Here is a 9,972-nt window from a genome sequence, read left to right as displayed (position 1 = left end):
CACGAAATAGTCGGGCGTCGGCGCCGAGGGCACGGAGCGGATGACGCCGCCGGCCATCAGAAAGCCGAAGGCGTGGATCGGGTAGGAGGGGTTTGGCACCAGCACCACGTCGCCCGGCGCGGTGATCGCCTGCGCCATATTCGCAAAGCCCTCCTTGGAGCCGAGCGTCGCGACGACCTGCGATTCAGGGTCGAGCGCGACGCCGAAACGGCGCGCGTAATAGCCCGCCTGGGCGCGGCGCAGCCCGGCGATGCCCTTACTGGCCGAATAGCGGTCGGTGCTCGGCTTGCCGGCGGTCTCGACGAGCTTCTCGATGACATGCTTGGGGGCGGGCAGGTCGGGATTGCCCATGCCGAGGTCGATGATGTCGGCGCCGCCGGCGCGGGCGCGCGCCTTGAGGCGGTTCACCTGCTCGAAGACGTAAGGCGGCAGACGCTTGATGCGATAGAAATCCGACATTCTGTGTTTGTTCCGGAAGGCGCGAAGCGGCAAGTCTAGCGCATTTTGGCGCGGGCGTCAGGGGCGAGGCGCCGGGGCTCCAGGGCGATCGGGTGAAGGGCTTCCTCGTCTTGAGGAGCGTGCGCAGCACGCGTCTCGAAGGGCGAGGAAGCCCTTCACCCGATTCCCTGGCCGTGGCTCGCCCCCGCCAAATCCCGACGTCCGGCGACCCCATCACTCGGTGGTGACGATGATGAAATCCTTGCCCGAGCGGCTGTCGGGCGAAAGCGGCGCGTCGGTCAGCACCATGGTCATGCCGGGATGCATGCGCGCCTGCATCGCCGCGTTGAAAGACGAGTCGGCGCGAAGCCGCTGGATCACATCCTGGTCCGGCGCGAGCGCCGAGTCCTCGTGATGATGCGTGATCGCGCTCCAATGCATGCCGCGCGAATTCTGGTCGGCGCCGTTCAGCACGAACACATGCGAGCCGAGCTTGTCGGCGCCCTCCAAGCCAAGGACGGATTTCGCCACCACATGGTCGTTCTCGATCAGCTCGATCACATGATCGGCGGAGGAGGCGACGACGCTGGTGACGGGGAAATTCTCGGCTTCCGTCCAGTCGGAGGGATGCTTCTTGCCCTCAAGCCCGGAGAGCACCTGCTCGAACTCCTGTTCGGCATAGCCGCTCAGCACCATGCCCGGATGGGTCAGCTCCCAGGGGTCGGTATGGGCGCCGGCGATGATGACCGGCGTGCCGATATGGGTGACGCCGAACAGCAATTCGGAGAATTTCGCCGGCAGCCGCACGCAGCCATGCGACGCCGGATAGCCGGGCAGATTCCCGGCGTGCAGCGCGACGCCCGACCAGGTGAGGCGGTTCATGTTCGGCATCGGCGCGTCGTCGTACAGCGACGAGTGATGATTCCGGTCTTTCTCCAGCACGACGAAGACGCCGGTCGGCGTCGTATGTCCGGGCTTGCCGGTCGAACAGGTGGAGGCGGCGATGCGGATGCCGTTGCGATAGACATGCACGCGCTGCTGGGGAAGCGACACGACGACGGAGACGGGTCCCTTCAAAGCGAGCTCGGGGCGCCAGATGAACTCGCCCGGCTTGAGCCGGCCGATCTCCGCCATCTTCTCGTCGCCGAACGCGCGGCGCCCGGTGATGACGGCGCTCGCCAGAAGCATCGCGCCTAAAAATCCACGGCGGTTCGCTGCAATGATGGTCATGACATGCCCCCCGAAACATGGCCCCCAAGGTCCACGCGTAACGAACCGCGGGTAGCATGAACAGCTAGGTTAACAAAGTGCGCGGGGGCACAGCGCGCGGCGCGCGCGCAAACCTCTCCCCGCATGCGGGGAGAGGTCGAGCGAAGCGAGGGTGAGGGGCCGGGGCATGTGGCGCAATGTGACGAAGGCCCCGAATCGCTATGTGGCGGTGAAGCGACAGACGAACACTCCGAAACTCGTCGTGCTCAGTGCGGAAACGTCTGAGGCGAATAATAGCGTGACGATCGGCGCCGGCCCCAACCGCGCGCCCTGGCGCTGTCTGGTCAGACGCGGCGTCGTCGCCGAGGTCATGTCGCTGACGGGAAGCTGTGAGGTGGCCTGCTGAAGGCATAGGCGGAATTTAGTGGGATAGGAACTGATGTTCTTTGTTGCAATTGGGCGCGAGTTGCAATTTTAGCTAAACTCGAGCGGCCGGGCATTTATAACATCTTTTTTCTGCAACGTCACAGTCGTTCCCTCGTAAGCCACTCAGCAATGTTGGAGCCCTGAAAATGCTGCTTCGAAGGATCGCGATCGAAAACGTCAGGAGCTTCCTTGAGCGACAGGAACTCACTCTAGAAGGTCAGATTTCAATAATCATCGGTCCGAATGGCGGAGGCAAGACGAACTTGCTCGATACGGCGGTGGTGATGCTAAGAAGGTTTCTTTTGGCAACCCGGTATTTTGTGCACACTCCCAGAGCAGATCAGCCGGACCGGTGGGAGCTCAGATACAATGATCAATTATCTTCGCTTACTCTTGAAAAGCATAGTGACGGTAGAGAGTCGCCTCAAATTGTGGAGGTCGAGATTGAGGTAACAGCTGTCGACGTCAAAAACATGGCTACCATTCAGGCTCACGCAGATGAGGCAATGGCGGCAACAAAAAAGCGCTTCGATAATAGCCCTTGGGAAGCCGCGAATGGTTGGGAAGTCTCTAAGCTCTTCGCTGGGCAACACTTTGTTTATAGACTTCAAGATGGAGCGTTACACACGGAGAATTCGAAAGAGGCGTCCGATTTTTTGTCTTATCTCCAGCTCTTTGAAATCGACAATCAGCTACGAGCGGAGCTCGGGCAGATTGCCTTGCAGCTTCCAATGGTATACCTGCCAGTAAACCGTACCTCTGCCGCTTTTCATGCCAATATTGGCTTATATGACTACAATGACTACGAGGAAAAGCGTTCTTCTGACGCTACGTCATCTAGAAACGGAAGAAGTATTCTACAATTAGCTATCGGTCGTCTTGCACAGAAATATAGACTTCTTCAGGAAGAAGACAATCAGAGCGCGAGAGAAGCTTTGAAGGCGGACAAAAACCTAAAGGCCCTGTCTGAGGAGCTGAAAGGGCTAGGCTATGACTGGGAATTGAGAACTATAAATGCTTTGAGGAATGAGTATGACGTTGCTCTGAGCAAGCAAGGAACTTCGTTTCTTGTCAGCGCGGCCTCTTCTGGAGAGCGGGAGTTGCTAACGTATCTCTTTGCGATTTATGCCTTGAACGTCAGGAATGCACTAATAGTCATTGATGAACCTGAATTGCATCTCCATCCGAAATGGCAATTGGCTCTGCTGCACTTATTCGAGAAACTTTCAAAATCAACTGGAAACCAGTTTCTCATGGCGACGCATTCGCCGACGTTCGTTTCGCCAGCCTCTATTCAGTATGTCTCTCGTGTATACAGCGAAAATCAAAGAAGTAGAATTGTCCGCCTTAACTCGGAAGAGCTTCCAAACGCGAAGCACTTGTTCAATATCGTAAATACGCAGAATAACGAGCGCGTGTTCTTTTGTGATAAGGTAGTTTTAGTGGAGGGCGTTTCGGACAGAATTTTTTTTGAACGCGTGATTGAAGCTCACTTGGGACGAGGTAGTCGTGCAGATGAAAAGACTGTTGAGGTTGTGTCGGTCGGCGGGAAGGGCTTATTTTCTGCGTATCAGAAGCTCCTTGAGGCATGTGCGGTTGAGACGCAATTGATCGCTGATCAAGATTATCTCGAGCAGATTGGTGACGAGAGCATCAAGTGCTTGTTTGTGCTGAATGCGACCGAGATCAAAAAAAAGTAATCGAGGACGCGTCGAGTCGTGACGGCGCTGAGCTGGTCGCTCGGATCGACGAAGCAATGGCCACCGGTGACTGCTCTGACGCGCGATCTCTATGGGACTACATCAAGTCGCGGCGACGCCAACTCAAGCCGCAACTGCAAAATGCGGAGCGAGACGCACTTCGTGCATTTTTGAAAGTCAAAGCGGAGGATGGAATTTTTGTCCTTGAGTGTGGCGCATTAGAAGAATACTTGCCGCTTGGATTTCGCTCGAAGGATCTGGAGAAGTTGATCGAACTCGTGTCAGGGGAGAAATTCTGGGAGTCACTGCCGCTACCCCAGCGCGACGAAATCGAAGGCATCGTTAGCAGGATCATCCCGTTAGCTTGATGGGCATATCTATGTGACGACTGTTCTCCAACGCGGGATGTGGCCCCGAAACGGAAAATTGCCACCATCCCCTACGCCACCTCGTTCGACCAGCGCTCCGAGCGGAACGCCCGCGCGATCGCTTCGGCGCGCGCTCTGGCGCGCCTCCGGGGAGTCGCTCTCCGCTAATGTCGGCGCAGGCCTTGAGCGCGATCTCCAGCAGCGCCGCCTTGGGGTAAGGCTGGCCCTCGCGGCCTTCATGAGCGCAAAAATCGGGCGCTAAATTCGCTGGCGCAGACGATCCTCAGCGCGCGAAACCGCTGCGCCGCGCCTCATATTGTCATGAAACACTGCGGCCGATGGCTTATCTCGGCCGCAGCTTCTTTGCTACGCTCTATTCAACGATTCCTCGTGCGCGGCCGAACGGCACTGCGCAGGAACAACCTGTTCCGAGCCATCCGGGCTCGCGGAGCAAGCAGGTTTTCACGCCGGTCGCGCAATAATATCCTTCGCTCGCGACAGGCGCGGCAGCGGCTGCGCCGTAATAGCCGTATCCCGATGGATAGGCGGAGCCATAATAGCCGTAGTTATAGGGGCTTGTCGCCGCCGCGCCGAGGGCCATGCCGTAGTAGCCGGGCCCCAAACCCCTGCCACAGCGGTGCCATGCGGAAGCTGGGGTCGAAATTGACAGCATCGTGATTGAGATCGTGGCGGCGAGCGCCGCCGTCATCATCTTGCGTGAGGTCGCCATTGGCGGAACTCCTGGGCAGGGCTCAGCCAGGCCCTTGGTGGACACAACCCCAACGCCCACCCCTGTAACGCGAGCCCCGCTTTGCTTGTTCCCGCCCATGAGGGCGCGGAACGCAACGGCGGGAGGCGAGTTGGACGCCAACGCTTGCGCCGACCTCATTCAAAAATTGGCGTGAAGCCCGGACCGCAAGCGAAGCCCAGTCCGCTAACAATGTCCGCTCTTGACGCTTCTGAGAAACTACCCCACCTCGCTCGCCCAGCGCTCCGAGCGAAACGCCCGCGCGATCGCCTCGGCGCGGGCGCTCTGGCGCACCTCCGGGGAGTCGTTCTCCGCAATGTCGGCGCAGGCCTTGAGCGCGATCTCCAGCAGCGCCGCCTTGGGGTAGGGCTTTCCCTCGCGGCCTTCATGGGCGCAAAAATCGCTGGCGCAAACGATCATCAGCTCCTGAAATCGCTCCGGCGCGTCGAACGCCCCCAAGCGTTCGAGCATCAAGGCGACGGGGCCGGCGCGCATTTTCGAGACGCGATGCACGCGTTCGCACTCGGCGAGCGCCAGCAGCGCGAGAGTCCTGCATTCCGCCGGCGGGCGAAAGCGCGCGCAGATCTCCTCGATCCGCGGGCGCCCGCGCTCGACATGTCGGTAATGCACGGGAAGATGTTCGCGCGGCGAATCCGACTTGCCGACATTCATCGCGAGCAGCGCGAAACGCACCGCGAGCGGCGCGCCGCGTTTGGCCGCCGTATCGAGCGATCGCATCAGATGTTCGCCGAGATCGACCTCGTCCTCGCCATCGGAAATCTGCGGCACGCCAAACAGCGCCGCGACTTCGGGGAGGATTTCGACAAGCGCGCCGCAGCCGCGCAGCGTCTTGATCAGTTTCGACGGCGCCGGGCTCATCAGGCCGCGCGCGAGTTCCGGCCATATCCGCGCGGGGTCGGCGTCGACGAGATGGCCGGCCTCGACCTGTTCAAACAACAGATCGAGCGTTTCCTCGTCCGCGTCGTCCTCGGCTTCGGCGAGCAACGCCGCCATGCGCAGAATGGCGAGGCCGGGGTCGGTTTGTCCGTAGTCGAACAGGGAGTCGGGTCCAAAGGCCATGGCGAAGCGACCATCAAGGAGATTGGGTCGACATGCAAAGCTCTTGCCGCGCGCGTCGGATTCGCGGGGGCCGCTAGCGGGCCGGTCTGGCCGGCGCGTCGGGCGCGGCGACGCGGCCCGCCCGGCGCCGGTTCTCGGCCGCCGCCGCTTCGAGGTCGGCGCTCATGGCGCGCAGATCGGCCGCCGACTTGCGTTTTGGGTCTTTGGCCCGCGTCGGGTCGAAGGCGCGATACTGCAACTGCTCGGACCGCGAGTCGCGCACGAAATCCTGCGCCGGCGGCGGCGGGGTGCGCAAACCGGTCGCATCGAAGAGCCGCCCGATGAAGGCGCCGCCGCTCGACGGCGCCTCCTGCGCGAGAGCGGCGCCGGCGGCGAGGCTGCATGTCAGAACGAGGGCGAGGCGCTCGAACATCATCTTTCGAGCAGGCCATAAAAATGCGGCGCGAGTAGGTTCGCGTCGATCTAAAAACGGCGTGCTCTACGCGATCTGCGCGTAGACCGCGTCGATTTTCGCGCCGCGGTTGAGGCCCCGGCGGATCGAAATGTCGAGCCCTTCTTGGCGCGCCTGCGCGCCGTGGCGCCCAAGCAGGCGGCGCGCCGCCGCGTCGCTCTCGACGAAGGCGAAGCCGGTCGGACCCCAGGACGTCTGGCCGCCGCCGGTCGCGCCATCGGCGAGCAGCCGCGCGACGATCGCCTCGACCTTGCCGCTGGTGAACCGGCGCCCGCCCTGCGCCGGGGCGAAATGATCGCCGACGATCTCCTGAATGCGGGTCACCGCGGCGCCGAAGGGGGCGAGCTCGCGTTCCGCCAGCGCCGGCAGGATCTGCATCAGCACCAGCCGGCAGACTTCGCCGCTGGTCGCGGCGCCGAAAGGCGGCAGTTCGGCGAAGGCGTCGCGCTCGTCCGCGCCATGCAGCCCGACATCGCCCGGATCGCAGACCAGCAGCACGCGCCACGCGTCGGGAAATTCGGCGCGCGCGACGACCGGCGGCGTCGTCGTCTGCGGGCCGCGTCCGCCGTCAACCACGACGCCGCCCAGCTGAAACAGGCCGGCGCCGAGCCCGGAGCGCGCGCCGCGCGCCATCAGCGCCGCGTCGGCGGCCGGGTCGTTCGGCAGGTCCTCGAGACGGCGCAGCGCCGCGCTGACCGCGAGCGCCAGCTGGGTGCCGGAGCCAAAGCCCGCATGGGCGGGAATCGCCTCCTCCAGCATCAGCCGGTGGCGCTGCGTCAGGCCAAGCGCCTCCTGCGCGCGCTCCAGAAGCGCGGCGGCGCGCGCGGCTTCGGGGCCGTCGACGGAATTTTTGTCGGCGCGGGTCAGGCTCAGCCGGGTCGCCGGCGCGTCGAGCGCGAGGCCGACGCCGCCGAACTTGCGCCCAAGGCCGCCGTTCATATCGAGAAAACCCAGATGCAGCCGGGCGCTCGCCGCGACGCTTACCTTTGCCGGCATGCCGCCTCTTTTGGTCCAACTGAAGACTTCGGGTCGGTTTAGGCTATAACGCGTCTCAACGAAAGAATGTTGCGGCGCATGGCGGCGTTGGCGCGCCGCGCAAGAGGGGAGCCTCAGATGGCGAAGGAAGAGCGCGCGTATTCCGAAGAGGAGATCGCGGCGCGGCTGAAGCGCGAACTGCCGCATTGGCGCTACGAGAACGGCTGGATCAGGCGCAAGTTCAAGACGCACAGCTGGAAGGGCACGCTGATGGTCGTCAATACGGTCGGCCATCTCGCCGAGGCCGCCTGGCATCACCCCGACATCGCCGCCTCCTACGCCTGGGTCGAGGTGAAGCTCATGACCCATACGGCGAAGGGAATCACCGACAAGGATTTCGAACTCGCCAAGAAGATCGAGGAGGTCGTCTCCTGGCGCCCGAGCAAGGCCGGCGGCGCGCTCGAAGGCACGCCGGAGACCGACCAGCGCTTCGCCTATCTGAAATACGACGACTGACGGGACACGCGCTTGGGTTTCGACGTCCAGGCGATCGCGACGGCGCGCGATCGCTTTCTTTCGCTGATCGGAACGCGCCCCGTGATCATGGGGATCGTCAACGTCACGCCCGATTCCTTCTCGGACGGCGGGCGGTTCGCGACGCGTGACGCCGCGCTGGCGCAGGCGCGCACGCTCGTCAGCGCTGGCGCCGACATCGTCGACGTCGGCGCCGAGTCGACGCGCCCCGGCCACACGCCGCTCACCGCGGAGGAGGAGTGGGCGCGGCTTGCGCCGTTGCTCGCCGCGCTGGTGGCGCAGGCGGGCGCGCCGGTGTCGATCGACACCTACAAAGCCGAGACGGCGCGGCGCGCGCTTGGTGAAGGCGTCTGTCTCGTCAATGACGTGTGGGGCCTGCAGCGCGATCCTTTGATGGCGCCAACGATCGCGCAAGCCGGCGCCGCCGTAGTGATCATGCATAATCGCGAGACGACGGAGCCACAGATCGACATCGTCGCCGACATGAAGCGATTCTTCGCCCGCTCGCTCGAGATCGCGCGGCGCGCCGGCGTGCCGGAGCGGCATATTCTGCTCGATCCGGGGATCGGCTTTGGCAAGAGCCGCGAGCAGAACTATGACGCGCTGCGCGCGACGCCGGAGCTGTTGGCGCTCGGCTTTCCGCTGCTCATCGGCGTGTCGCGCAAATCGATCTTTAAGGGCCTGGGCGACGGCGTTCTCGAGGGACGGCTCGTCGGCACGCTCGCGGCCAATCTTTTCGCCGCGCGCGACGGCGCGCAGGTCTTTCGCGTGCATGACGCCGCGGAGCATCGGGCGGCTTTCGAAGTCATGCGTATTCTCGCCTTGCGCTCGGGAGGTTGAGACGATGCGGGTCGGATTTGGGCTTGGCAGCAATCTTGGCGACAAGCCGGCCAATATTCGCGAGGCGTTGCGGCTGATCGAAGCGTGCGGGCTGGCGCGGCTCGATCGGGTCTCGCGGATCTATCGCACGCCGCCCTGGGGCGATCTCGACCAGGGGGATTTCGCCAACGCCTGCGCCATCGGCGACACGGCGCTCGCGCCCTATGAATTGCTCGCGGCGGTCAAGAAGATCGAGGCCGACATGGGCCGCGCGCCGACGCGGCGCTGGGGGCCGCGGCTGATCGACGTCGATATTCTTTTCCTCGGCGACCACGCGATCGACGATCCGGAGCTGACATTGCCGCACAAGGAGCTTTTCCGCCGCGGTTTCGTTCTCGCGCCGCTCGCCGAAATCGCCCCCGAACTTGAACTGGACGGCGTCACCATGCGCGCGGCGCTGGCCGGCGCTGACGCCAGCGGCGTGCGTCCGTGGTCGGACGAATAGCCGCCCACCCCGGATGGTTGCCTATCTTCGCGGCGCAGCATTCGTTGCCGCCCTGGACTTGAGGGCAGATTTCGTAATCTAAAAATGTATATTATAACAATGATATATTTAGAATTGTGCGCCGCGCCATGCTCCCGCCAGAAGCCCTGCTAGGGTGGGGAATTAACCATCCACTAGGGTTGCATTAGCTATTCGATAGATTGTTTTCCTCTATACTAACGGGTATTGTGAATATTGGGGGTTATTGGAATGTTGCGGCACGCTGAGCTGGGTCTGCGGTCTGCTCTTTCAAGGGGGCGGATTTCTAGATTTTGGCTTAGGCGGCGACGTCGGTTTTCGTCCGATAACAACAAGCAGCCGGGTTCCGGGGATTTTGGAATGATTTGCTCGCCTTTGGGCGGGGGGATTTTCTGGAATGTTCGGGAAGGCTGCGGCAGACAAGGGCGGTTTTGCGTGTTTTTAGAAGAAGACGCGCTTTCGCTTTGCTTTACGAAACGAGGACGAAGCGGCTCCGTTGTGGGAGGCGGAGCGATACCGGTCACGCGCAATTCCCTGGGAGCACATTGGAGGAGAAGGGTATGAGCTCAACGACTGACACAGCAGCCCGGGCTGCTGCTGGCACGGAAGCTGTAGTAGACCTGAAGGGCATGTGGATCGGCTTGGCCGTTCTGAACGGGTTCTATCTGGTCGTTCGCATTTACGAGCAGATTTATGGCTGG

General features: G+C 62.4%; 12 protein-coding genes and 1 pseudogene. 7 read left to right on the top strand and 6 right to left on the bottom strand.

All coding sequences use genetic code 11. From position 1 onward, the window contains the following. Both ACR65W_RS16800 and ACR65W_RS16795 read right to left on the bottom strand, forming a co-directional pair. On the bottom strand, window positions 1-459 hold a 459-nt coding region (locus tag ACR65W_RS16800; RefSeq protein WP_434502882.1), incomplete at its 3' end, for an aminotransferase class I/II-fold pyridoxal phosphate-dependent enzyme. Window positions 460-672: 213 nt separating this feature from the next. Further along, entirely contained in the window at window positions 673-1,668 is a 996-nt protein-coding gene (locus ACR65W_RS16795) for a L,D-transpeptidase (protein WP_434499532.1), read from the bottom strand. Between the two features lie 178 nt (window positions 1,669-1,846). On the opposite strand from ACR65W_RS16795, the gene ACR65W_RS16790 reads away from it, so the two are divergent. The 3 genes from ACR65W_RS16790 (at window position 1,847) to ACR65W_RS16780 (ending at window position 4,141) form a co-directional block, all read left to right on the top strand. Then, on the top strand, window positions 1,847-2,053 hold the full coding sequence (locus ACR65W_RS16790; protein WP_434499531.1) for a hypothetical protein: 207 nt from the start codon (window positions 1,847-1,849) through the stop codon (window positions 2,051-2,053). A gap of 166 nt (window positions 2,054-2,219) precedes the next feature. Further along, entirely contained in the window at window positions 2,220-3,773 is a 1,554-nt protein-coding gene (locus tag ACR65W_RS16785) for an AAA family ATPase (RefSeq protein ID WP_434499530.1), read from the top strand. Then, window positions 3,731-4,141 (top strand): hypothetical protein, encoded by a 411-nt coding sequence (locus ACR65W_RS16780; RefSeq protein WP_434499544.1) that lies wholly within the window; start codon window positions 3,731-3,733, stop codon window positions 4,139-4,141. The genes ACR65W_RS16785 and ACR65W_RS16780 overlap by 43 nt, the downstream gene beginning before the upstream one ends. Window positions 4,142-4,514: 373 nt before the next feature. Here ACR65W_RS16780 and ACR65W_RS16775 read toward each other — a convergent pair whose 3' ends face one another. The 4 genes from ACR65W_RS16775 to ACR65W_RS16760 all read right to left on the bottom strand — a co-directional run bounded on the left by ACR65W_RS16775 (window position 4,515) and on the right by ACR65W_RS16760 (window position 7,416). Then, on the bottom strand, window positions 4,515-4,871 hold the full coding sequence (locus ACR65W_RS16775) for a hypothetical protein (protein ID WP_434499529.1): 357 nt from the start codon (window positions 4,869-4,871) through the stop codon (window positions 4,515-4,517). A gap of 237 nt (window positions 4,872-5,108) precedes the next feature. Further along, window positions 5,109-5,969 (bottom strand): tRNA nucleotidyltransferase, encoded by an 861-nt coding sequence (locus tag ACR65W_RS16770; RefSeq protein WP_434499528.1) that lies wholly within the window; start codon window positions 5,967-5,969, stop codon window positions 5,109-5,111. Between the two features lie 73 nt (window positions 5,970-6,042). Continuing rightward, window positions 6,043-6,384, bottom strand: a complete 342-nt coding sequence (locus ACR65W_RS16765) for a hypothetical protein (protein ID WP_434499527.1) — start codon at window positions 6,382-6,384, stop codon at window positions 6,043-6,045. A 63-nt stretch (window positions 6,385-6,447) separates the two neighbouring features. After that, complete coding sequence (locus tag ACR65W_RS16760; protein ID WP_434499526.1) at window positions 6,448-7,416, bottom strand: beta-ribofuranosylaminobenzene 5'-phosphate synthase family protein; 969 nt, start codon at window positions 7,414-7,416, stop codon at window positions 6,448-6,450. A 117-nt stretch (window positions 7,417-7,533) separates the two neighbouring features. Between ACR65W_RS16760 and ACR65W_RS16755 the strand changes: the two genes are divergently transcribed. The 4 genes and pseudogenes from ACR65W_RS16755 to ACR65W_RS16740 all read left to right on the top strand — a co-directional run. Continuing rightward, window positions 7,534-7,911, top strand: coding sequence for a 4a-hydroxytetrahydrobiopterin dehydratase (locus tag ACR65W_RS16755; protein ID WP_434499525.1), 378 nt, complete (start codon window positions 7,534-7,536; stop codon window positions 7,909-7,911). Between the two features lie 12 nt (window positions 7,912-7,923). Further along, complete coding sequence (gene folP / locus ACR65W_RS16750; protein ID WP_434499524.1) at window positions 7,924-8,769, top strand: dihydropteroate synthase; 846 nt, start codon at window positions 7,924-7,926, stop codon at window positions 8,767-8,769. Window positions 8,770-8,773: 4 nt separating this feature from the next. Then, window positions 8,774-9,253, top strand: coding sequence for a 2-amino-4-hydroxy-6-hydroxymethyldihydropteridine diphosphokinase (gene folK, locus ACR65W_RS16745; RefSeq protein ID WP_434499523.1), 480 nt, complete (start codon window positions 8,774-8,776; stop codon window positions 9,251-9,253). Between the two features lie 578 nt (window positions 9,254-9,831). Continuing rightward, window positions 9,832-9,972 (top strand): annotated as a pseudogene (locus tag ACR65W_RS16740) (methane monooxygenase/ammonia monooxygenase subunit C); the annotation flags it as partial.

Origin of the sequence: Methylocystis sp. (assembly GCF_051062815.1) — a bacterium.
Taxonomy (GTDB): Bacteria; Pseudomonadota; Alphaproteobacteria; order Rhizobiales; family Beijerinckiaceae; genus Methylocystis.
The sequence above is the reverse complement of the archived record's forward strand: the minus strand, read 5'-3'. Positions and strand labels throughout refer to the sequence as shown.

Coding starts and splice junctions, on each gene's coding strand:
- ACR65W_RS16765 (WP_434499527.1), bottom strand. CDS start 6,384: ATGATGTTCGAGCGCCTCGCCCTCGTTCTGACATGCAGCCTCGCCGCC.
- ACR65W_RS16760 (WP_434499526.1), bottom strand. CDS start 7,416: ATGCCGGCAAAGGTAAGCGTCGCGGCGAGCGCCCGGCTGCATCTGGGT.
- ACR65W_RS16785 (WP_434499530.1), top strand. CDS start 2,220: ATGCTGCTTCGAAGGATCGCGATCGAAAACGTCAGGAGCTTCCTTGAG.
- ACR65W_RS16755 (WP_434499525.1), top strand. CDS start 7,534: ATGGCGAAGGAAGAGCGCGCGTATTCCGAAGAGGAGATCGCGGCGCGG.
- ACR65W_RS16770 (WP_434499528.1), bottom strand. CDS start 5,969: ATGGCCTTTGGACCCGACTCCCTGTTCGACTACGGACAAACCGACCCC.
- ACR65W_RS16795 (WP_434499532.1), bottom strand. CDS start 1,668: ATGACCATCATTGCAGCGAACCGCCGTGGATTTTTAGGCGCGATGCTT.
- ACR65W_RS16775 (WP_434499529.1), bottom strand. CDS start 4,871: ATGGCGACCTCACGCAAGATGATGACGGCGGCGCTCGCCGCCACGATC.
- folK (WP_434499523.1), top strand. CDS start 8,774: ATGCGGGTCGGATTTGGGCTTGGCAGCAATCTTGGCGACAAGCCGGCC.